General features: G+C 73.3%; 22 protein-coding genes. 13 read left to right on the top strand and 9 right to left on the bottom strand.

Features of this window, described 5'->3' with window-relative positions:
* Window positions 1-113: 113 nt before the first annotated feature.
* Together ACGFIQ_RS20900 and ACGFIQ_RS20895 are read right to left on the bottom strand one after the other, a co-directional pair.
* Entirely contained in the window at window positions 114-449 is a 336-nt protein-coding gene (locus ACGFIQ_RS20900; protein WP_393245881.1) for an SDR family NAD(P)-dependent oxidoreductase, read from the bottom strand.
* On the bottom strand, window positions 446-892 hold the full coding sequence (locus tag ACGFIQ_RS20895; protein WP_393245879.1) for an SRPBCC family protein: 447 nt from the start codon (window positions 890-892) through the stop codon (window positions 446-448). The genes ACGFIQ_RS20900 and ACGFIQ_RS20895 overlap by 4 nt, the downstream gene beginning before the upstream one ends.
* 154 nt (window positions 893-1,046) lie before the next feature.
* Between ACGFIQ_RS20895 and ACGFIQ_RS20890 the strand changes: the two genes are divergently transcribed.
* The 8 genes from ACGFIQ_RS20890 to ACGFIQ_RS20855 are packed head-to-tail and all read left to right on the top strand — an operon-like array spanning window position 1,047 to window position 9,641.
* Window positions 1,047-2,723, top strand: a complete 1,677-nt coding sequence (locus tag ACGFIQ_RS20890; RefSeq protein WP_393245877.1) for an HAD-IIIA family hydrolase — start codon at window positions 1,047-1,049, stop codon at window positions 2,721-2,723.
* Window positions 2,720-3,694, top strand: coding sequence for a glycosyltransferase (locus ACGFIQ_RS20885; protein ID WP_393245875.1), 975 nt, complete (start codon window positions 2,720-2,722; stop codon window positions 3,692-3,694). The genes ACGFIQ_RS20890 and ACGFIQ_RS20885 overlap by 4 nt, the downstream gene beginning before the upstream one ends.
* Window positions 3,679-4,896 carry a glycosyltransferase gene (locus ACGFIQ_RS20880; protein ID WP_393245873.1) on the top strand — a complete coding sequence of 406 codons (1,218 nt, stop codon included), beginning with the start codon at window positions 3,679-3,681 and terminating at the stop codon, window positions 4,894-4,896. Before ACGFIQ_RS20885 ends, ACGFIQ_RS20880 begins: the two co-directional genes overlap by 16 nt.
* Window positions 4,893-5,585, top strand: coding sequence for an SIS domain-containing protein (locus tag ACGFIQ_RS20875; protein WP_393246032.1), 693 nt, complete (start codon window positions 4,893-4,895; stop codon window positions 5,583-5,585). Before ACGFIQ_RS20880 ends, ACGFIQ_RS20875 begins: the two co-directional genes overlap by 4 nt.
* A 16-nt stretch (window positions 5,586-5,601) precedes the next feature.
* Window positions 5,602-7,026 (top strand): PfkB family carbohydrate kinase, encoded by a 1,425-nt coding sequence (locus ACGFIQ_RS20870; protein ID WP_393245871.1) that lies wholly within the window; start codon window positions 5,602-5,604, stop codon window positions 7,024-7,026.
* Window positions 7,023-7,724 carry an SDR family oxidoreductase gene (locus tag ACGFIQ_RS20865; RefSeq protein ID WP_357069081.1) on the top strand — a complete coding sequence of 234 codons (702 nt, stop codon included), beginning with the start codon at window positions 7,023-7,025 and terminating at the stop codon, window positions 7,722-7,724. Before ACGFIQ_RS20870 ends, ACGFIQ_RS20865 begins: the two co-directional genes overlap by 4 nt.
* Window positions 7,721-8,674, top strand: coding sequence for a glycosyltransferase family 9 protein (locus ACGFIQ_RS20860; RefSeq protein WP_393245868.1), 954 nt, complete (start codon window positions 7,721-7,723; stop codon window positions 8,672-8,674). Before ACGFIQ_RS20865 ends, ACGFIQ_RS20860 begins: the two co-directional genes overlap by 4 nt.
* On the top strand, window positions 8,658-9,641 hold the full coding sequence (locus ACGFIQ_RS20855; RefSeq protein ID WP_393245866.1) for a DNA topoisomerase IB: 984 nt from the start codon (window positions 8,658-8,660) through the stop codon (window positions 9,639-9,641). Before ACGFIQ_RS20860 ends, ACGFIQ_RS20855 begins: the two co-directional genes overlap by 17 nt.
* A gap of 13 nt (window positions 9,642-9,654) precedes the next feature.
* On the opposite strand, the gene ACGFIQ_RS20850 is transcribed toward ACGFIQ_RS20855, so the two are convergent.
* A complete protein-coding gene (locus ACGFIQ_RS20850) occupies window positions 9,655-10,419 on the bottom strand; it encodes a TetR/AcrR family transcriptional regulator (protein ID WP_393245864.1) in 765 nt (254 codons plus the stop codon).
* Between the two features lie 91 nt (window positions 10,420-10,510).
* Between ACGFIQ_RS20850 and ACGFIQ_RS20845 the strand changes: the two genes are divergently transcribed.
* Window positions 10,511-12,043, top strand: a complete 1,533-nt coding sequence (locus ACGFIQ_RS20845; protein WP_393245862.1) for an MFS transporter — start codon at window positions 10,511-10,513, stop codon at window positions 12,041-12,043.
* Between the two features lie 90 nt (window positions 12,044-12,133).
* Here the strand turns inward: ACGFIQ_RS20845 and ACGFIQ_RS20840 are convergent, their stop codons facing one another.
* From ACGFIQ_RS20840 to ACGFIQ_RS20825, 4 genes are all read right to left on the bottom strand, one after another.
* Window positions 12,134-12,637, bottom strand: coding sequence for a hypothetical protein (locus ACGFIQ_RS20840; protein ID WP_393245860.1), 504 nt, complete (start codon window positions 12,635-12,637; stop codon window positions 12,134-12,136).
* Window positions 12,638-12,704: 67 nt separating this feature from the next.
* On the bottom strand, window positions 12,705-14,336 hold the full coding sequence (locus ACGFIQ_RS20835; protein ID WP_393246030.1) for a RecQ family ATP-dependent DNA helicase: 1,632 nt from the start codon (window positions 14,334-14,336) through the stop codon (window positions 12,705-12,707).
* 104 nt (window positions 14,337-14,440) lie between these two features.
* Window positions 14,441-15,391, bottom strand: coding sequence for a TIGR03557 family F420-dependent LLM class oxidoreductase (locus tag ACGFIQ_RS20830; protein WP_393245858.1), 951 nt, complete (start codon window positions 15,389-15,391; stop codon window positions 14,441-14,443).
* 89 nt (window positions 15,392-15,480) lie between these two features.
* Window positions 15,481-15,606, bottom strand: a complete 126-nt coding sequence (locus tag ACGFIQ_RS20825; RefSeq protein WP_255421242.1) for a hypothetical protein — start codon at window positions 15,604-15,606, stop codon at window positions 15,481-15,483.
* 216 nt (window positions 15,607-15,822) lie between these two features.
* Between ACGFIQ_RS20825 and ACGFIQ_RS20820 the strand changes: the two genes are divergently transcribed.
* A complete protein-coding gene (locus tag ACGFIQ_RS20820; protein WP_393245856.1) occupies window positions 15,823-17,313 on the top strand; it encodes a glycoside hydrolase family 3 protein in 1,491 nt (496 codons plus the stop codon).
* 14 nt (window positions 17,314-17,327) lie between these two features.
* On the opposite strand, the gene ACGFIQ_RS20815 is transcribed toward ACGFIQ_RS20820, so the two are convergent.
* The gene (locus ACGFIQ_RS20815) at window positions 17,328-17,612 is read right to left on the bottom strand and encodes a GNAT family N-acetyltransferase (protein WP_393245854.1); all 285 of its coding nucleotides are present in this window, start codon (window positions 17,610-17,612) and stop codon (window positions 17,328-17,330) included.
* Window positions 17,609-18,835: a cysteine desulfurase-like protein gene (locus ACGFIQ_RS20810; protein WP_393245852.1), complete on the bottom strand. Its 1,227-nt coding sequence runs from the start codon at window positions 18,833-18,835 to the stop codon at window positions 17,609-17,611. Before ACGFIQ_RS20810 ends, ACGFIQ_RS20815 begins: the two co-directional genes overlap by 4 nt.
* A 96-nt stretch (window positions 18,836-18,931) precedes the next feature.
* Between ACGFIQ_RS20810 and ACGFIQ_RS20805 the strand changes: the two genes are divergently transcribed.
* The 3 genes from ACGFIQ_RS20805 to ACGFIQ_RS20795 all read left to right on the top strand — a co-directional run bounded on the left by ACGFIQ_RS20805 (window position 18,932) and on the right by ACGFIQ_RS20795 (window position 21,450).
* Entirely contained in the window at window positions 18,932-19,297 is a 366-nt protein-coding gene (locus ACGFIQ_RS20805; protein WP_393245850.1) for a hypothetical protein, read from the top strand.
* A gap of 60 nt (window positions 19,298-19,357) precedes the next feature.
* The gene (locus tag ACGFIQ_RS20800) at window positions 19,358-20,179 is read left to right on the top strand and encodes a DUF1206 domain-containing protein (RefSeq protein ID WP_393245848.1); all 822 of its coding nucleotides are present in this window, start codon (window positions 19,358-19,360) and stop codon (window positions 20,177-20,179) included.
* An 83-nt stretch (window positions 20,180-20,262) separates the two neighbouring features.
* Window positions 20,263-21,450, top strand: a complete 1,188-nt coding sequence (locus ACGFIQ_RS20795; protein WP_393245846.1) for a mechanosensitive ion channel family protein — start codon at window positions 20,263-20,265, stop codon at window positions 21,448-21,450.
* Window positions 21,451-21,695 lie beyond the last annotated feature (245 nt).

The following is a 21,695-nucleotide window of genomic DNA, read 5'->3' as shown; positions in this document are numbered from 1 at the left end:
GGAAAGGGTATCCAGTTGTCACATTCGGGTTGAAGAGGCACCCCTACCGGGCGTTGCGCATGGCCGTGCCGTACCGGGTGTGGACATCGATCCCGCTGGTCGCAGGCGTTGCGTCAGCGTCGGCGACGGGCCACGGCGGTGAGGGCGAGTGCCGCCGCGGCGAGCGCGACACCGGACAGCGCCGGCTTGTGGGTGCCGACCCAGAGCGCCGCCGACCGGTTACGCGCCCGGTCGTGGAACACGCCCTCGGTGCCCCGGTCCGTGTCGTCGTCGCCGGGCTCGTCGAGATTGTCCCGCCAGGTACGCGGATCGATCTCCTCGCTGGTCTGCTGACTCTCGTAGCCGTCGCGGGCCAGCAGCGCCAACCGGGCGCCCCGAGCCGCGTACGCGTGCGCGACGGCCCGACCGACGCCGGCGCTCGCCCCGGTCACCACCACGGTCTGCGTCACGATGTCCCCTTCTGCCGGGTGGCGATGTCGGCGAGCCGGTCCAGCGTCTCCCGGTTGCGCAGGTGCAGCACCAGGTCGTTGACCTTGTTGCGGATCCAGCGCAGCGGACCGGCGGCGAAGTCCTCCCCGAGGCGGACGCGGGTGCGGCCCCCGTCGACAGGTTGCAGCGTGAAGGCCACGATCGCCTCGCCGGCCGGCCAGAGGCCGGCCTTCAGCACGAGCCGGTGCGGCGGTTCGCAGGCCAGCACCGTCGACGCGTCCTGCAGGGAGAACGGCCACGGTCCGGCGCGGTGGTGCAGTTGGCTGCCCACCCGGGGCCAGGCGTCGTCCACGTCGCGTACGTGAGCCGTCCCGACCACCCAGTCGCTGTACGTCCATCCGTCGGCGAGCACGTCGAACACCTGCTGCGGGGGAGCGTCGATCACTTTCTCCACAATCGCCACTGGGCTCCCATACCCTGAGCACGGCAGGGGCTAACGGCTGGCGGGTTAGCTTCTGCGGCACGGCGGGTAAGGCCGACACGGGCACTGCCGGCGGCACCGGCCCGGCGCCTCCACGGCGACGTTTACTCCTCGGGGCGCAGGGAACCCGCCGGCTGTGCGACAGGACCAGGAGGATCCGTATCAGCGCAGGTCAGCCCGGGCATACGCCGCTGCTGACCGCGCCGGTTCCCGGTCCGTCGACAGCTCAGCGGGAGTCCTGTACGACGCGGTGTTGCTCGACCGTGACGGCACCCTGATCGAGGACGTGCCGTACAACGGTGACCCGGAGAAGGTGCGGCCGGTACCGGGGGCGCGGGCGGCGCTGGACCGGCTGCGGGCGGCCGGGCTGCGCCTGGCGGTCGTGACCAACCAGTCGGGCCTGGCCCGGGGCTACTTCAGTGCCGAGCAGATGTGGGCGGTGCACGCCCGTGTCGAGGAACTGCTGGGTCGGTTCGACGCGTGGCTGATCTGCCCGCACGACGACGCCGACGGCTGTGCCTGCCGCAAGCCGGCACCCGGCCTGGTGCACGCCGCCGCCCGGGAGTTGGGTACGACCGCGTCCCGGTGCGCGATGGTGGGCGACATCGGCCGGGACGTCGCCGCCGCGCTGGCCGCGGGCGCCGCCGGGGTGCTGGTGCCCACCCCGGTGACCCGGCCCGAGGAGATCGCCGCCGCCGGCTGGGTGGCCCACGATCTGCCGGCGGCGGTGGACGAGATCCTGCGTCGCCAACAGGCCGTGCAACCGGTGACCGCACCGGGCGACCCGGTGCGGACCGCGTTGGTGGTCCGGTCGGATTCGGCGGGAGACGTGCTGGTCACCGGCCCGGCTATCCGCGCCGTCGCGGCCGGAGCGCAGCGGGTGGTGTTGTTGTGCGGGCCACGCGGCCGTGCCGCCGCCGACCTGCTGCCCGGCATCGACGAGATCATCGAGTACCCGCTGCCGTGGATCGACAGCACGCCGGGGCCGGTCGACCCGGAGTCGGTGCGGAGCCTCACTGCCCGCCTCGGCGCGGTCGGCGCGGACCAGGCGGTGGTGTTCACCTCGTTCCACCAGTCCGCCCTGCCGCTGGCGCTGCTGTTGCGGATGGCGGGGATCGGCCGGATCGCGGCGATCAGCGACGACTACCCGGGCTCGCTGCTGGACGTCCGGCACCGGGTGCCGGTGGGCGTCCCCGAACCCGAACGGGCCCTCTCCCTCGCCGCCGCCGCCGGCCATCGGCTGCCCGACGGCGACGAGCCCGTGCTCCGGCTGCGGCGCGACGCCGTGGCGCCGCGCCCGGCCGAGCTCGGCGACCCGGGGTACGTGGTGCTGCACCCGGGCTCGGCCGCGTCGAGCCGAGCCTGTCCGCCCGAGGTGGCGACCCGGATCGCCGGGGCGCTGACCGCCGCCGGGCACCGGGTGCTGGTCACCGGCGGCCGGGACGAGTGTGGGATCACCGCCCGGGTGGCGGCTGCCGGCGGCACCGACCTGGGCGGCCGGACCGACCTGGCCGGGTTGGCCGCGATCGTCGCGGACGCCAGCGCGGTCGTGGTCGGCAACACCGGCCCCGCGCACCTGGCCGCCGCGACCGGCGTACCGGTGGTGAGTCTGTTCGCGCCGACCGTGCCGTTCGGCCAGTGGGGGCCCTACCGGGTGCCCACCGTCCGGCTCGGCGACGCCGCCGCGCCCTGCCGGGACACCCGGGCGGCCAGCTGCCCGGTCCCCGGGCACCCCTGCCTCAGTGGTGTCGACCCGGACGAGGTGGTCGACGCGCTGCGGACGCTCGCCGTCACCGGTGGTGGCCGACGATGAACATCCTGCTCTGGCACGTGCACGGTTCCTGGACCACGTCGTTCGTGCACGGCAGTCACCGCTACCTGATCCCGACCACACCCGACCGCGGCCCGTACGGCCTCGGCCGGGCCCGCACCTACCCCTGGCCGGACAGCGCGGTCGAGGTCACCCCGGAGGAACTGCCGGACACCGACGTCGACCTGGTCATCCTGCAACGTCCCGAGGAGATCGACCGGGCGCGGGAGTGGCTGCGCCGCCGCCCCGGCCGCGACCTGCCCGCGATCTACGTCGAACACAACACCCCGAAGGGCGACGTGCCGAACACCCGGCACCCGATGGCCGACCGCGACGACCTGCTCATCGCCCACGTCACCGGGTTCAACCAGATCTTCTGGGACACCGGAGGCACCCGCACCACAGTGGTCGACCACGGCATCGTCGCTCCCTCCGCGACCTACACCGGCGAGCTCGACCGACTCGCCGTGGTGATCAACGAGCCGGTACGACGAGGTCGGGTCACCGGTACCGACCTGCTGCCCCAGTTCGCCGAGATCGCGCCGCTGGACGTGTTCGGGATGGGCGTCGCCGGCCTGGCCGACCACCTCGGGCTGCCCGCCGACCGGCTCACCAGCCACGACGACGTCCCCCAGGACCGGATGCACGCCGAACTGGCCCGGCGGCGCGCGTACCTGCACCTGTGCCGGTGGACCTCGCTCGGGCTCAGCCTCATCGAGGCGATGGCGATCGGCATGCCGATCGTCGCGCTCGCCACCACCGAGGCGGTGACGGCGGTGCCCCCGGAGGCGGGCGCCCTCGCCACCCGGACCGACACCCTGCTCGACGCCGCCCGCCGGTTCATCGCCGAACCGGCGACCGCGCGCCAGGCCGGCGCGGCGGCGCGAACCGCCGCGCGGGACAGGTACGGCCTCGACCGTTTCCTCGCTGACTGGGACCGGCTGCTGGAGGAGGAAGTATGCGGATCGCGATGATCTCGGAGCACGCCAGCCCGCTCGCCGTCCTCGGAGGGGAGGACGCCGGCGGTCAGAACACGCACGTCGCGGAGCTGTCCGCCGCGCTCGCCGCCGCGGGGCACGAGGTGCGGGTCTACACCCGCCGGGACGCGTTCGACCTGCCGGTGACCGTACGCAGCCCGGACGGGTACGACGTGGTGCACGTGCCGGCCGGCCCGGCCGAGCCGGTGGCCAAGGACGCGTTGTTGCCGCACATGCGGGAGTTCAGCCGGTGGCTGATCGAGCGCTGGCGGGGCGGGGACTGGGTGCCCGAGGTGATCCACGCGCACTTCTGGATGAGTGGTCTGGCGGCGTTGACGGCCGGTCGGCAGACCGGGGTGCCGGTGGTGCAGACGTACCACGCGTTGGGCACGGTGAAGCGCCGCTACCAGGGCGTACAGGACACCAGCCCGGCCCGGCGGGTGTCCTACGAGCGGGAGTTGGGCCGCTCGGTGGACCGGATCGTGGCCCAGTGCCGCGACGAGGTGGGCGAACTGGTCCGGATGGGGGTGCCCCGGTCCCGGATGACTGTGGTGCCGTCGGGGGTCAACCTCGGCACGTTCGCCCCGCTCGGTCCGGCCGCCGACCGCGAGCCGGGACGCGCCCGGATCCTCACCGTGGGCCGGCTTGTCGAACGCAAGGGCTTCCAGACCGTGATCCGGGCGATGGCACTGGTGCCGGACGCCGAGTGCGTGGTCGTCGGCGGCCCACCCGAGGGGCTGCTGGAGACCGACCCGTACGCCCGGCGGCTGCGGGCCCTCGCCGAGTCGTGCGGGGTGGCCGCCCGGGTGCACCTGGTCGGCGCGGTGCCCCGGGAGGAGATGGGCCGCTGGTACCGCTCCGCGGACCTGCTGGTCGCCGCACCCTGGTACGAGCCGTTCGGGCTGACCCCGCTGGAGGCGATGGCCTGTGGGGTGCCGGTCGTCGGCACCGCCGTGGGCGGCATCCGGGACACCGTGGTCGACGGGACGACAGGTGACCTCGTGCCGGCCCGGGACCCGCAGGCGCTGGCCGCCGCGATCCAGGGCCTGCTCGACGACCGGATCAGGCGCTTCGCGTACGCGACGGCGGCGCGTGAGCGGGCTCGGGCGCGGTACTCGTGGGCGGCCACCGCCGAGCGGCTGGTCGAGGTCTACAGCGAGGTGGCCGCCGTCCGCCGGCCGGCCCGGGTGGTGGCCTGATGCCGGCGGGCAGCCTGCTCGACACCCACCTGACGAACCTCGCGGCGGCGCTGGTGCCGTACCGGCGGTGTGAGTCGCAGCTGGCGCGTTGGGGCGCGGACCTGGCCCACCGGCTGGCCGCCGGGGGACGCCTGCTGGTGGCGGGCAACGGCGGCAGCGCGGCGGAGGCCCAGCACCTCACCGCCGAGCTGGTCGGCAAGCTCCACCACGACCGTCAGCCGCTGTCCGCGATCGCGCTGCACGCCGAGACGAGCGCGCTCACCGCCATCGCCAACGACTACGGCTACACCGACGTGTACGCCCGTCAGGTGCGCGCACACGGTCGTCGCGGCGACGTCCTGCTGCTGCTGAGCACGAGCGGCACCAGCCCCAATCTGGTCAGTGCCGCCCAGGCCGCCCGCGACGTCGGCGTGACGACCTGGGCCCTCACCGGCACGGCTCCCAATTCCCTCGCCGACGCCTGCGACGAGGTGCTGGCCGTGGCGTCTCCGGACACCCAGGTCGTCCAGGAGCTGCACCTGGTGACAAGTCATCTGCTCTGCGAGTACCTCGAACAGGAGTTGCCCGCCGCACTGGCGGCAGTTGCCGATCCGGTGGTCGTGCACCCCGCGTCGGGGGAGCCGGCACCGGTGCGCACCGGCGTCGAGGTGGTGCTCGACGGTGGGCCAGGACAGCAGGTCGACGCGTGAGGATGGGGAGGCAAGCGTGAGGGGACCGGTGGTGGTGCTCGGGGACACCCTGCTCGACCGGGACGTGGAGGGGGTGGTGAACCGGCTCTGTCCGGACTCCCCGGTGCCGGTTCTGGACGAGACCGCCGCCAGCGACCGACCGGGTGGCGCCGGTCTGGCGGCGGTGTTCGCCGCCGCGCAGGGCGCCGAGGTGGTGCTGGTGACCGCGCTCGCCGACGACGCCGGCGGGGCCCGACTGAGCGCGCTGCTCGCCGCGGCCGGCGTGCGGGTGTATCCGCTGGCCCTGTCCGGTGCGACGCCGGAGAAGATCCGGCTGCGGGCGCGGGGTCGGGTGCTGCTGCGCCACGACCGGGGCGGCGCGTCCGGGGAGCCGGGTCAGCCCTCCGACGAGGTGCTGCGGGTGATCGGCGCGGCGTCCGCGGTGCTGGTCAGCGACTACGGCCGGGGGGTGGCCCGGCAACCCGCGCTGCGCGACGCGTTGTCCGCCACCCGCGCGCCGGTGGTGTGGGACCCGCACCCCCGTGGCCCGGCGGCGATCCCCGGCGTCCATCTGGCCACCCCGAACGAGTCGGAGGTGCGTGACCTGGTCCCCGCACTGCCCGGTGCCTCCCGGCTGGCCACCGCCTCGCGCGGCGCGCAGGGGCTGCGGCGACGCTGGCGGGCCGGTGCGGTGGCGGTGACGCTGGGCGGGGACGGCGCGCTGCTCTGCCATGCCGGGTCGACGCCCCTGGTGGTGCCGACGCCGGGCAGCGCCGAGGGGGACACCTGCGGGGCCGGCGACCGGTTCGCGGCGGCCGCCAGTCTGGCGTTGGCCCAGGGCGCGCTGGTCTCCGAGGCGGTGCAGGCGGCGGTCGCCGAGGCGTCCGCGTACGTCGCCGGTGGGGGAGTGGCGGCGGCACTGCCGCCGCCGGCACGGCCCATGCCGACGAGCGTCGTCGGCCCGGGAGGTGACCGGGTGGGCGTCGCGCCGGTCGCCACCCTGCTCGCCGAGGTACGGGCCACCGGCGGCACGGTGGTGGCCACCGGCGGCTGCTTCGACCTGCTGCACGCCGGGCACGTGGCCACCCTGCAGGCCGCCCGACAGCTCGGCGACTGCCTGATCGTCTGCGTGAACTCGGACGCCAGCGTGGCCGGGCTCAAGGGGCCGGATCGACCGGTGATGTCCGAGGGCGACCGCGCTCGGCTGCTGGCCGCCCTGAGCTGTGTCGACGCGGTCCTGATCTTCGACGAGCCGACCCCGGACGCGGCCCTGTCCTGGGTCCGACCGGACGTCTGGGTCAAGGGTGGCGACTACGCCACCGGCGGTGGCGACGACGCCGCCACCCTGCCGGAGGCGGAGGTCCTGAAACGGTGGGGCGGGAACACGGTGGTGGTGCCCTACCTGGACGGTCGCTCCACCACCGACATGATCGTCCGGACGCTCGCGGAGCGGACCCGATGACCGCCACACGCCCGGGTGCCGGGCCCACCGTCCTGGTCACCGGTGGTGCCAGTGGGCTCGGTGCCGCGGTGGTCGCCGCGGTGGCCGCCTCCGGTGGTCGGCCGGTCGTCCTGGACCGGCAACCGCCGGCCGACGGGGTGTCCTGGACCGAGTGCGACCTGGCCGACACCCGGGCCGCCGAGGTGGCCACCCAGCACCTCGCCGAGCAGGCCGGCGGCCTGGACGCGGTGGTCACCGCCGCGGGAACGGACGTCCCGGGTCGACTCGCCGACGTGCCGGGGGAGACCTGGGACCGGATCATCGCCGTGGACCTGCTGGCCACCGCCGCGGTGATCCGAGCTGCCCTGCCGTTCCTGCTGACGTCCCGGGGCCGCATCGTCACGGTCGCCTCCACGCTGGGCGTCAAGGCGGTCAGCGACGCCACCGCCTACTGTGCGGCGAAGTTCGGCGTGGTCGGCTTCACCCGCGCCCTCGCCGCCGAACTCGCCGGTCAGGTCGGCGTCACGCTGCTCATCCCCGGCGGGATGCGCACGTCCTTCTTCGACGAGCGCGACCCGCAGTACAAGCCGGGGCCGGACGCGATCCTCAACGATCCCGCCGACACCGCCGCCGCGATCATGTTCGCGCTCAACCAGCCGCCCGGCTGCGCGGTGCGGGAGCTGGTGGTCTGCGCCGAGCAGGAGACCTCGTACCCGTGATCCTCGTGCTGCGCGCCCTCGGCGTCGGCGACCTGGTGACCGCGGTGCCCGCGCTGCGCGCGCTGCGGGCCGCGTACCCCGGTCGGGAGTTGGCGCTCGCCGCGCCCGCCTGGCTGGCCCCGCTCGTCGATCTCGTCGGCGGTGTCGACCGGCTGGTGGACACCGCCGGGCTGGACCGGCCGCCGCGGGTCGGGTCGGCGGTGTCGGTCGCGGTGAACCTGCACGGGCGCGGCCCGCGGTCGCACCGGGTGCTGGCGAGCACCCGACCCGGTCGGCTGCTCGCCTTCGCCAATGCCGACGCCGGCCACGTCGACGGTCCGCGGTGGTCCGTCGACGAGCACGAGGTGGACCGGTGGTGCCGGCTGCTGTCCTGGTACGACATCGCGGCCGACCGCACCGACCTCGGTCTGCGTCGGCCCGGCTCGACCGGGCTGCCCACCGGCGTCACAGTGCTGCACCCCGGAAGCAAGATCCCCGCGAAGCGGTGGCCCGCCCGGCGGTTCGCCGCGCTGGCCCGGGCGCTCACCGAGCAGGGCCACCGGGTGTTGCTCACCGGCTCGGCCGACGAACGGGCGCTGGCCGCCCGGGTGGCCGACGCGGCCGGCCTGGTGCCCGACCAGGTGTTGGCGGGGCGGACCGACCTCGGCGCGCTCGCCGCGCTGGTGGCCGGTGCCCGTCTGGTGGTCAGCGCGGACACCGGCGTGGCCCACCTGGCCACCGGATTCGGCACGCCGTCGGTCGTGCTGTTCGGGCCGGTGCCGCCGGCGCACTGGGGGCCGCCGGTGGACCGCCCCCGGCACCGGGTGCTCTGGGCCGGCGAGGGCGATTGGCCGGGATGGGACGGGGTAGGAAGCCACCCGACGATGGCGGCTCTGCGCATCGACGAGGTGCTGGCCGCCGTGGCCGAGGTGGAAAAGGTGGTGCGGGTCTCCGGTGCGGTTGCGGCGTAGCGACCCGGGTCGACCGGGGTACGGACGGCGCCGGCGCGGACGGGGCTGGCTCTTCGTCGACCCGGCCGGAGAGCCGGTCCGGGATCCGGAGGTGCTGGCCCGGCTGCGGGAGCTGGTCATCCCGCCGGCCTGGCAGAACGTCTGGATCGCGCCGCACGCCAACGGGCACATCCAGGCGATCGGAGTCGACGCGGCCGGGCGCAAGCAGTACGTCTACCACCCCCGGTGGCGGGAGAAGCAGGACGAGGCGAAGTTCGACCACATGCTGGAGGTGGCCCGGCGACTGCCGGCGCTGCGCGAGCGGGTGGGGCGTGACCTGGACGGCCGGGGGCTGGGCCGGGACCGGGTGCTGGCCACGGTGGCCCGTCTGCTGGACATGGGGATGTTCCGGGTCGGCAGCGACCAGTACGCGGCCGGTGACGACCCGACGTACGGGGTGTCCACCCTGCGCCCCGAGCACGCCCGGTCCCGGGGCGGCTGCGTGGTCTTCGTGTTTCCCGCGAAGGGTGGCATCGAGCAGGTACGCCGGATCGAGGACCCGGAACTGTGCCAGGTGTTGCTCAACCTGCGCCGCCGCCGGCGACGGGCCGACCGGCTGTTCGGCTACTGGGACGGCCGGGAGTGGCGCGACGTGCGCAGCGACGAGGTCAACGGCTACCTGCGCGACGCCAGCGGCGGCGAGATGACCGCCAAGGACTTCCGCACCTGGCACGCCACGGTGCTCGCCGCCACCGAGTTGGCCACCGCCGGCCCGGCCCGCTCGGTGACGGCCCGGCGCAAGGCGGTGGTAGCCGTGATGCGCGAGGTGGCCGGCCTGCTGGGCAACACCCCGACGGTGGCCCGTGCGTCGTACGTGGACCCGCGGGTGGTCGACCTCTACCACGACGGGGTGGTGGCGTCGGTGGATCCGCGGGCGCCCCGGGAGGAGGCCGAGCGGGTCGTCCTGGAGTTGCTGGAGAAAGCCTGACCGGGCCGCGGGCTCAGGTCGCCGCTCGCCGTCGGATCAGGGCGTCGACGCCGTCGAGGATCCGGTCCAGGCCGAAGGTGAACTCGTCGTCGGGGTCGTCGTCCTGGCTGAGCACCCCGGCGGCCAGTACCCGTTGCAGTGCCGGAAAGCGGGCCGGGTCGATGAGGTGGGCCAGCAGCCGGCCGTACGCCGGCATCATCTCACTCGGCTTGGCGCCGGTGGCCTGGCTGCCCTCGGCGATCTGGGACGCGAGGGTGGCCTCGTTGCGGACGTACCCGGTGAGCAACAGCAGCGTCGACATCTTCTCGCCCTCGGTGAGCGCGGTGCCGTCGAGGCAACGCAGCCCGTCCTCCATCCAGCCGAGCTGCTGCGGGGTGATCGGTGGGCCGGTGATGGGCACGTGCAGCAGCCAGAACCGTTGCCGCAGTGCGTCGTGCTCGGCCCAGGCCCACCGGGTCAGCGCGGCGCGCCAGTCGGTGTCCGGCGGGGGCGGGCCGGGCGACGGGCCGTACCCGGCGTCCACCATGAGGGTCAGCAGCTCGTCCTTGGAGCCGACGTAGCGGTAGAGGGCCATGGTGGCGGCGCCCACCTCCTTGGCCACCCGGCTCATCGAGACGGCGGCCAGCCCGTCGGCGTCGGCCACGCGTACGGCGGCGTCCACGATGGCGGGCACGCTCATGCCGGGCCGGGGGCCCTTGGGTGGCCGGTCCCGCAGTCCCCAGGCGTACTCGATGGCCGGCGGTAGAACCGGCCCGCTGTCGTCTGTCTTCGCCGCCACTTTTCCTCCTTGCCTCGCCATCCTAGTTCTGCGTATGGTCTACGCATAACAGCGTACGCCATACGCAGAAGGGGACTGGATCATGACGACGATGACCACACCGGCACCGAAGGCGGGCCGGCGGGAGTGGATCGGGCTCACGGTGCTGATGCTGCCGCTGCTCCTGGTCTCGATGGACGTCTCGGTGCTCTACTTCGCCGTCCCGTTCATCAGCGAGGAACTGCGTCCCACCGCCACCCAACAGCTGTGGATCTTCGACACGTACGGCTTCGTCCTGGCCGGGCTGCTCATCACGATGGGCGCACTGGGTGACCGGATTGGCCGCCGCCGACTCCTGCTCCTCGGCGCGACCGCGTTCGGCGCGGCGTCGCTGCTCGCCGCGTACGCCGACAGCGCCGCGACGCTGATCGCCGCGCGTGCCGTCCTCGGCATCGGCGGGGCCACCCTGATGCCCTCCACGCTCGCCCTGGTCCGCAACATGTTCCACGACGCGAAGCAGCGCGGCACCGCGATCGGCATCTGGACCGCCACCCTCACCGGCGGCATCGCCATCGGGCCGGTGCTCAGCGGCATCCTGCTGGAGCACTTCTGGTGGGGCTCGATCTTCCTGATCAACATCCCGGCGATGCTGCTGCTCCTGCTCGTCCCGTTCCTGGTGCCCGAGTTCCGCAGCCCGGCGACCGGGCGGTTCGACCTGCTCAGCGCCGCACTGTCGCTCGGCGCGCTGTTGCCGGTGATCTACGGCATCAAGGAGATGGCCCGCGACGGGGTCAGCGCGCCACGGGTGCTCGTCATCGTGGCCGGTCTGCTGGTGGGCGCGCTGTTCCTGCACCGGCAGCGGACCCGGGCGTACCCGATGGTCGACCTCGCGTTGTTCCGCCGCCGCGGCTTCGCCGGGTCGCTCGCGGTCAACGTGCTGGCGATGTTCGCCATCGTCGGCTTCGCCATCTTCACCACCCAACACCTCCAGTTGGTGCTCGGCCTGAGCCCGCTGCGCGCGGCACTGTGGAGCCTGGTGCCGTCCCTCGCGGTGGGCGGAGTCGCACCGGCCGCCGCCGCGCTCGCCCAACGCGTCGAACGGGCGTACCTGATCGGTGCGGGCTTCGCGATCGCCGTGCTCGGTTTCGCGGTGCTGACCCAGGTCACGCCGGACTCGGCGCTGTGGGTGCTGCTGGTCGGCGCCAGCATCTACGCGGGCGGCCTGGTGCTGGTGATGTCGCTCGTCACCGAACTGGTCCTCGGCGCGGCGCCGCCCGAGCAGGCCGGTGTCGCGTCGGCGCTCACCGAGTCCAGCAGCGAACTGGGCGGCGCGCTGGGGATGGCCCTCCTCGGCAGCGTGGGCGCGGCGGTCTACCGGCGTGAGGTGCTCGACGGGCTGCCCGCCGGGCTGCCGGAAGACGCCCGCGACGCGGCCCGGGAGACGCTGGGCGGTGCGCTGGCCGTGGCCGACGGGCTGCCCGCCGACCTGGGCGACGCGGTACTGCACGCGGCCCGGGTCGCGTTCACCGACGGTCTGCACCTGGCCGCGATCGCGGCGATGCTGGCGATGCTGCTGGGCGCGGTGGCCGCGCTGACCGCACTGCGCGGCGTCCGACCGGCGGACATGATCGACTCGGTTTCCTGAAAAGCGGGCCGTCCCAGACGTGGGGAAGCCGCGGTTTTCAGGAAACCGAGTCGATCAAGCGCCAGGAAACCGAGTCGACAGGCCGGTCGATCAGTCGGTGAGCACGTGCGCGAGTCGGTCGCGGAAGCGCCGCTCGGAATCGCTGACGGCCTCGCCGCCGATGCCGAGCAGCCCACCGCTGGACGCGGCACCCACCACCTGCTCGGCGATCTTCACGAGCCAGTGCTTGTACGCGCCGGCCTCGCCCTCGTCGACCCGCGCGGCCAGCAACGCGGCGGCCTCGCCGGCCCGCAGCAGCACGTCGTCGATGTACGCCGCGGGGTCGGCGGGCGCGATGGCCGGCAACTCCTCGCCGGTGTCCGGGTCACCGACCCGGGTGACGATCTCGCCGGCCACGGCGGCGACCAGCGGACTGGCCGACTCCCGACCAGCGGAGATGGTCTCCAGCCCGGCCGCGGTCTCCGCCATGGTCCGGCGGGTGCCGTCGGACTCGGCGGCGCTCGCCGCGGTCAGCACCGACTGCGGCAGGCCGACCAGCAGCCCCCACTCCCCGTCGGAGAAACCGAACCCGGTGTACGCCGGCTGCTCGATCACGGCAACGCCCCTTCCGCCCTGCTCAGTGTGGTCAATCCACGGGCCCCGCACCGGTGCCCGGGTCAGGCTAGTCCAGGGTCAGCAGGCCCTGTTCGGATACCACGCGCACCGACAACGTCTTGTACCCGACCTCATCGAAGAGAATCGTCATCTTGTCGTCCTCGTAGGAGAGCACCATGCCGCGCCCCCACTCCGGGTGACGCACCTGGCCGTGCACCGGGAACGGCCCGACCGCGCCCTGGTCGGCGACACTGGTGCCGGCGTGGCAGTTGTCGCAGTGCCCGCAGACCTCGGCCATCTGCTCACCGAAGTAGGCCAGCAGGGTCTGCCCCCGGCAGGCGCTGGTCTCGGCGAAGGCCCGCATCATGTCGGTGCGGGACCGGGTCACCGTCTGCTGGCGCTCCGCCTCCGCCAGCGCCGCCGCCGCGGCCTCGGTCGGGTTGGGGGAGTAGCGGGGCGCGCCGATGCGCTGCCGGGCCCGCGGCTCGGCCGCCCCGACCTGCTCCAGCAGGGAGAGATACTGGCCCAGCTTGCGCGGCCCGAGGCCGGTGGTCTCGCGCAGCTCGGTCTTGGTGGCCGGCTTGCGCCGCAGCAGCGCGGCCAGGTCGCGCAGTTCCTCGGTGTCCGGCAGGCCGCCGCTGAAGAAGCGTTGCAGGCCCACGTCCTCGGCCCGCCAGAGCAGCAGCACCCGGGCCGGTTGCCCGTCGCGCCCGGCCCGGCCGATCTCCTGGAAGTAGCTGTCCGGCGAGTCCGGCAGTGCCGTGTGCACCACCCAGGCGATGTTCGGCTTGTCGATGCCCATGCCGAACGCCGAGGTCGCCACCATGATGGGGACCTCGTCGGCGAGGAACGCCTCGTGCAGCTCCGCGCGGGCTCCGGCGGGCATGCCGCCGTGGTAGAACTGCGCCGGGAAGCCGGCGTCGGTCAACCGGGTGGCCAGTTCCTCGGCGGCGCGGCGGGTCGGCACGTAGATGATGCCCGGCCGCCCCTCGTCGCGCAGCATCGTCATCAGGCGCCGCCACCGGTAGTCCTCGTCGGGGCAGTGCGTCACCTCGACGAACAGGTTGGGCCGATCCAGTCCGGAGACCACCACCTCCGGGTCGCGCAGCCGCAGCCGGGCGATGATGTCGTCGCGTACCGGCGGGGAGGCGGTGGCGGTCAGGGCGACCACCGGCGGTCGGCCGATGCCCTCGATCAGGTGCCCGAGCGCCAGGTAGTCCGGCCGGAAGTCGTGCCCCCAGGCCGAGATGCAGTGCGCCTCGTCGATCGCCACCAGCGCCGGCCCCAGCGCGGCGACCTCGGCCATCCGGGCCGGGTTGCTCAGCTGCTCCGGAGTGATGAACAGGAACTCCGCCCGGCCCTCGCGGATCTCGGTGATCGCCTGGGCCTGCTGGGTGGGCGACTCGTTCGAGCTGATCCGCACCGCCCGCAGCTCCGGGCGTTGCCGCTCGTTGAGCGAGGCGATCTGGTCCTGTTGGAGGGCCAGCAGCGGGGAGATCACCACGGTGGGGCCGGGGATCAGGCTGGCCGGAATCTGGTAGATGGCCGACTTGCCGGCACCGGTGGGCAACACCACCAGGGCGTCACGTCGCTTCATCACCGCGCGCATGGCGGCCAGTTGGTTGGGCCGCAGCGCCTTCCAGCCGAAAAGGCTGCGGGCCGCGCGGCGCAACGTCATCGAGTGCGTGGACAGTTTCATCGAGGGCCGGAGGTACCCGAGCCCATGACCGCCGAAACGCATCCGGACGATCATGGGCAGGGCACCGTCCATGCCCTCGATGGCCGGCTCGGCTGATTCCGGTCTCAGCGCAGCCGGGGCAGGACCTCGCGCTGGTAGAGGTCGAACAGCCCCTGGTGGTGCGGGCCGGTGTTGGCGACGTAGACCTCGTCGAAGCCGGCCTTGGCGTACCTGTCGATCATCTCCAGGTGGGCGTCGACGCTGTTGCCGCAGACGAACGCCTTCCTCACCATCTCCGGCTCGACCAGCTCGGCGGCCTGCTCGAAGTGTCGCGGTGAGGGCAGCACCTGGGACAACTCGCCCGGCACCCCGGCGTTGGGCCAGCGCTCGTACGCGATGCGCGTGCCCTCGTCCTCGCTGTCGGCGTACGCCGCCTTGAAGCCGGCCTGGCACGGCTTGTCGCCGCCGCCGTTCTCGCGGAAGCGCCGGACCATGTCGCCGTCGGGCATGGTGCTCACGTAGCCGTCGCCGATCCGGGCGGCCAGGTCGATGGCCTTCGGGCCGAAGCCGGAGACGTAGATCGACGGTGGCGTGTCGGGCAGCGTGTAGATCCGGGCGTTCTCCACGGTGTAGTGCTTGCCGCGGTGGTTGACGAAGCCGCCGCCCCACAGCTCGCGCAGCACCTCGACGGCCTCCTCCAGCATCTCCAGCCGGACGTCGGCGTGCGGCCAGGCATCGCCGAAGATGTGCTCGTTGAGGGCCTCGCCGGTGCCGACGCCGAGCACGAAACGCCCGCCGTGCAGCACCGCGCTGGTGGCCGCCGCCTGGGCGATCACGGCCGGGTGGATCCGCACGGTCGGGCAGGTCACCGCGGTGGTCACCGGCAGCGAGCAGACCTGGCTGAGCGCGCCGATCATCGACCAGACGAAGGGACTCTGGCCCTGTGCGTCCACCCAGGGGTGGTAGTGGTCGGAGATCCACAGCGCCTCGAAGCCGGCCCGTTCGGCACCACGTGCCTGTTCCAGCAGCTCGGCCGGCGTGAACTCCTCACTGGACAGAAAATATCCGATCTTCATCGCTTTCCCTTCGGCGCGCGGACCTGCTGATGGGAAAGCCGTACCCCGGTCGGGGTCGGTCACACCCCCGCGCGCCGGGCCGGAAGCGTTCAGCGTCGACCGAACATCGCCCGGATCGCGGCGAGCAGCAGCAGGGCGCCGACCACCAGGCCGAGCAGGCGTACACCGGGGATGTCGGCCGGGCTCGTCGCGTCGGCCAGCAGGGCGGGGTCCATCCCCGCACTCTCCCGCCGAGCGGGCCGCCGGGCAACTGTAAGGTTTATTGACTATTGAATCGCTCGGTGTGACCATGGCATGACCGCCTGCCGGTGGCGGTGCGCCGACGGCGCGCGAGAGATGGGGTACGGGGGCCGCATGAGCGAGCGCAACCAGCGGGTCGACGGGGGTGCACCGACACCGGTGACCGAGGCCGAGTGCCAGGAGGGGGTGGCGTGACCACACCCAGCGGGCACCTTCCGGCCCTCGCCGCCGCCGTCCTCCAGCCCGGGTTCGTCGGCACCACCCCGCCACCCTGGGTGTGCCGCTGGCTCGGTGCGGGCCTCGGCTCGGTGGTGCTCTTCGCCCGCAACGTCGTCGACCCCGAGCAGGTGGCCGCTCTCACCGCGACACTGCGCGCCGAGCGCCCGGACGTCATCGTGGCGATCGACGAGGAGGCCGGCGACGTCACCCGACTGGAGTCGGTCCGGGGCAGCTCCCGGCCCGGCAACTTCGCCCTCGGCGTGGTCGACGACCCCGAGCTGACCGAGGCCGTCGCCCGGGACCTCGGCGTCGAGCTGGCCGAGGCGGGCGTCACCCTCAACTACGCACCGGACGCCGACGTCAACTCCAATCCGGCGAACCCGGTGATCGGCGTCCGCTCGTTCGGCGCCGACCCGGCACTGGTCGCCCGGCACACCGCAGCCTGGGTGCGCGGGCTCCAGGCCGGTGGCGTGGCGGCCTGCGCCAAGCACTTCCCCGGGCACGGCGACACCCGTGTCGACTCCCACCACGACCTGCCCCGCATCACCGCCGACCGGGACCGGCTGGACACCTGCGAGCTGGTTCCGTTCCGGGCCGCCGTCGCGGCCGGGGTGCAGGCGGTGATGACCGGCCACCTGCTGGTGCCCGCGCTCGACCCGCACCTGCCGGCGACGCTGAGTCAGCGCATCCTGGGTGGCCTGCTCCGCGACGAGATGGGCTTCTCCGGGGTGGTGGTGACCGACGCGGTGGAGATGCGCGCGGTCGCCGACCGGTACGGCTTCGCCGGTGCGACGGTCCGCGCCCTCGCCGCCGGCGCCGACGCCATCTGCATCGGCGGCGAACGGGCCGACGAGCAGTCGGCCCTGGAGCTGCGCGACGCCGTCGTGGCCGCCGTCGTCTCCGGGGAACTGCCCGAGGAACGCCTCGCCGAGGCCGCCAAGCGCGTCGGTCAACTCGCCGCCTGGACGATGGCCGCGCGCACCGCCGGATCGGCCGGAGCGCGTGGTGCCGCCGACGTCGGGCTCGTCGCCGCCCGTCGGGCCGTTCGGGTCACCGCCGCCCGGACCGCGACTAAGGCGCTGCCGTTGACCCGCGCGGCGTACGTCGTCGAGTTCGAGCCGCTGCGCAACATCGCCATCGGCGCGGAGACCCCGTGGGGCATCGGCGCGCCGCTGGGCGAGTTGCTGCCCGGCACGAGCACCGTCCGCTACGCCGAACCCGACGTGCCGGCCGACCCGGGCGCCGGGGCGGGGGCCCGCCCGCTGGTCCTGGTGGTCCGGGACCTGCACCGGCACGACTGGATGCGCGCCGCCGTGCGACGGGCTCTCGCCGCTCGACCGGACGCGGTGGTGGTCGAGCTGGGCGTGCCCGAGGTGGTCACCGGGGCGGTGCACCTGGCCACCCACGGTGCCACCCGGGCCAGCGGCCGGGCCGCCGCCGAGGTGCTCACCGGCGCCCGCTGACCGGCCGGGCGGCCCTACCCGAGGTCGGCGACCAGGTCGGCGTACTCGGGCTTGTCGATGAACGCCGCCATGAACGGGCACTGCGGCACCACTGTCGCGCCCCGGGCACGGACCTCGTCCAGGGTGCCCCGGAGCAACGCCCCGCCCACCCCCTTGCCCTGAAAGTCCCGGTCCACCTCCGTGTGCGTGAAGACCAGAACCTCCCCACGCATCAGGTACGCGGTGAAGCCGGCCAACGCGTCGTCCACCAGGATCTCGAAGCGGTGCTTCGCCGGGTTGTCCTCGACCAGGGTGCTCATCCGGCCATTCTCCCCGCGCCGTCGACAAGCGCGTCCAGTTCGCCGAGCAACAGGTCCACCTCGTCGACGGTGTTGTAGTGGTAGATGCTCGCCCGCACCGCACCGCCGCTGTCGCGCAGACCCATCAGCTGGAAGTACTCGTAGGCGTAGTAGTCGCCGACGGACAGGCAGAACCCGGCAGCGCCCAACGCCTCCTGGGCGGACGTCGGCGACATCCCGGCGACCCGGAACGAGACAGTCGGGCAGCGCCGGGCCGGCGAGCCGTACACGGTGATCGCCGGCCGCCGCGCCAGCCCGGCGAGCAGCCGGTCCAGCAGCGCCGCCTCGTGCGCCTGGGCGGCGGCCAGCCCGGCCCGCAGCCGCGTACGCCGGTCGCCGACCGCGTCCGGGTCCAGGCCCGCCAGGTGGTCCACCGCCGCGCTCACACCGGCCAGCAGCGGGAAGCTCGGCGTGCCGTACTCGAACCGGTCCGGCACCGCGTCGGAGGACGGCACCAGCTTCGCCGGGCGCAGCGCCGCCCAGCGGGCCGGGTCGGCCACCATCGCCGCCAGGTGCGGCCCGGACCACTTGTACGCGCTGGTGACCAGCACGTCGGCACCGAGCGCGCTCAGGTCGGTCGGCCCGTGCGGGACCGAGTGCACCCCGTCGACGCAGACCAGCGCGCCGACCGCGTGGGCGATCTTGGCGATCGCCGGCACGTCCGGCCTGGTGCCGATGGCGTTGCTGCCGGCGGTCACCGCGACAAGTCGGGTCCGCTCACCGACCAGGTCGGTGTACTGGGCCGCGGGCAGCTCGCCGGTCTGCCGGTCGACCTCGGCCCAGCGCACGGTCGCGCCGGCCGCCTCGGCGGCCTGCACCCACGGGCGGACGTTCGCGTCGTGGTCGAGCCGGGACACCACCACCTCGTCACCCGGGCGCCAGGTCGCGCCGAGCGTGCGGGCCAGGGTGTACGTCAGCGCGGTGGCACTCGGGCCCAGCACCACCCCGGCCGGGTCGGCGCCGAGCAGGTCGGCCACCGCCGCGCGGGCCTCGGCCACCAGCTCCAACGACCGGCGGCCCGGCACGTTGGCGGTGCTGCGGTTGCCGACCGCCGTCCGCATGGCGTCGGTGACCGCGTCGATCACGCCGGCCGCGGTCTGGGTGCCACCGGCCCCGTCGAAGTGCACGAAACCCTCGGTCAGGGCGGGGTAGGCGGCCCGGGTGCGGGCGATGTCGAACGGCATGTCCCGGACCCTATCCGGTGCTCCTGGTGCCCTGGTCGGCCGGCGGTGGATCACCATCGGGTGAGGGTGTCGCGGACGTCTCGTACTCTTGGCGGGGTGACGAACCGACCCGCCAGCATGCCCATTCCCCCCGCCCGCCGCGCCGCCGGTCTCTTCGCCGGTCTGGCGCTCGGCCTCGCCGTGCTCGCCGGTTGCAGCTCGCAGGGCGCCTCGACCGACTGCGGTCTGGACGCCTGCACCGTCACCTTCGAACGGGGTGTCGACGCGAGCGCCACCATCCTGGGCGTCGAGGCCAAACTGGTCGGCGCCGAGGGCGACCAGGTGACCGTCGAGGTCGCCGGTGAGCAGCTCACCCTCACCACCGGGCAGCAGGCTGCCGAGGCCGGCGGCTTCGCCGTCACCCTGGACAGCGTCACCGACCAGCAGGTCAAGATCCGCGTGGCCCGCAACCCGGGCAGTTGACCTGGGCGGGCGGTGGCGGCAGGACGTTTGGGGATCTCCAGAATCGGAGATTGTGACGCCATGTCACTCACCCGTAGCGCCGAAGCCACCGCCTCCCGTACGGCGGACAGCCGGTGGCTGGAAGTTCTCGCCCGGGCCGGCTTCATCGGCTACGGCATCGTCCACCTCCTCTTCGCCTGGTTGGCGTTGCAGATCGCGTTCGGCACGTCGTCCGACGACGGCGACCAGTCCGGCGCGCTGCGCACCCTCTCCGCACAGCCCCTGGGCAAGTTCCTGGTCATCGCCACCGCGGTCGGCCTGCTCGCCATGGCGATCTGGCAGGCGTTGGAGGCGGCGGTCGGGCACCGCGCCGAGCGCGGCAGGGAACGGGTCATCGAACGGCTCGCCTCGGCCGGCCGGACCATCGTCTACCTCTACTTCGCCTGGACCGCCTTCAAGGTCTTCAAGGATGTCGGCTCGAACAGCGCCGACCAGCAGGAGGCCCTGACCGGCAAGCTGATGACCTCCAGCGGCGGCCGCTGGCTGGTCGGCCTGGCCGGGCTGGTGCTCGCCGCGATCGGTGTCGGCCTGGTCATCTACGGGGCCGTCAAGCGGTTCGAGAAGCACCTGAAGACCGGCGAGATGAGCGCCAAGACCCGGACGCTGGCCCGTCGGCTGGGCATGGCCGGATACATCGCCAAGGGCGTCGCGTACGGCATCGCCGGTCTGCTGGTCATCGTGGCGGCGGTGAACTACGACCCGGAGAAGGCCCGTGGTCTGGACGCCGCGCTGCACCTGCTGCGCGAGCAGTCGTACGGCGTGTTCCTGCTGACCCTGGTCGCCCTGGGCATCGCCGCCTTCGGTGTCTTCTGCTTCCTCCAGTCCCGGTACCGCAAGGTCTGAGCTGGTCGATTCCAGGAACGTCGGGCACTCTTGGGCTTTTGCCCGAAGTGCCCGACGCCCTGTCGAAGGGGAGCACCGAAACCGTGCAGAATTATCTCGAAACGACCGTCGCCGCGCTCGTCGCGGCGGCGGTCGCCCTGTTCCTGGTCGAGGTCGTCCACCGGCTGACCCGGCGGTTCGGCCGCCGATCCCAGTTGTTGACCGAGTTGACCGACCATGCGCACCGCCCGTTCCAGGTGGCCGGGACGGTCCTGGCCGTGCAGTTCGCCGTCCGGTTCAGCACCGGGTACGCGGTTGGCGAGAGTTGGCGCCGACTGCTGCTGCACCTGCTCATCCTGGCCGTCATCGCCACCACCGCCTGGCTGGTCGCCGCGCTGCTGGTGGTCGTCGAGGACACCGCGCTGGCCCGGTTCCGGGTCGACGTGCCCGACAACCGGCACGCCCGGCGGGTCCGGACCCAGGTGGTGATGCTGCGTCGCCTGACCATCGCGGTGATCGTCATCCTGACCGTCGGCGTGATGCTGATGACCTTCCCGAGCGTGCGGGGCATCGGGGCCGGTGTGCTGACCTCGGCCGGTGTGGTCGGTGTGGTGGCCGCGCTCGCCGCGCAGAGCCTGCTCGGCAACGTCTTCGCCGGCCTTCAGCTCGCCTTCAGCGACGCCGTCCGACTCGACGACGTGGTCGTCGTCGAGGGGGAGTGGGGTCGGATCGAGGAGCTGACCCTCAGCTACGTCGTGGTGCAGATCTGGGACGACCGGCGGTTGATCCTGCCCACCTCGTACTTCACCAGCAAGCCGTTCCAGAACTGGACCCGGACCGAGTCGGCGGTGCTCGGCACCGCCGAGTTCGACGTGGACTGGTCGGTGCCGGTGCAGACCATGCGGGAGGAGCTGCGCCGCCTGGTCGAGGGCACCGAGCTGTGGGACGGGCGGGTCTGCGTCCTGCAGGTCACCGACGCCACCGGGGGGATGGTGCGGATGCGTGCCCTGGTCAGCGCCGCCGACGCGGGCAGTCTGTGGGACCTGCGCTGCCTCGTGCGCGAGCACCTGGTGGCCTGGATCCGGGACAACCGCCCGACGGTGATGCCCCGGCTGCGTACCGAGCTGGGCGACGCCAACAGCAACCTGCCCTGGCAGTGGGTGCAGCCGCGGCGGCCGGCCCGCCGCCTGTCCGACACCGAGGCACCCGACGACGCCCGCGTCTTCGGCGGCAGCGACGACGGCGACGCCCGCAGCGAAGCGTTCGTGGGCCCCGAAGAATCCCGCACCTAGGGAGTGTGTCGAGGTGTGTGCCGCCTGACCCACCCCGCTGATCATGAGGTTATTGCTCGCCGCCTCGGCGTGTCGGGGCAATAACCTCATGATCAGCAGCTCGGTGGGGTTCGGGTGGGAGGTTTGTTCGGGCTTGGGTGGGGGATGTGCTGCCGGACGTCTCTGGCGTGATCGCCGGAGAGCCGAACCTTCGGCGCGGCGTTCCGACAACGGGAACGGTGGGCCGCTCGCCGCGTTTTAGGATT

This window comes from Micromonospora sp. NPDC048898 (assembly GCF_043198035.1).
Classification (GTDB): Bacteria; Actinomycetota; Actinomycetes; order Mycobacteriales; family Micromonosporaceae; genus Micromonospora.
The sequence above is the reverse complement of the archived record's forward strand: the minus strand, read 5'-3'. Positions and strand labels throughout refer to the sequence as shown.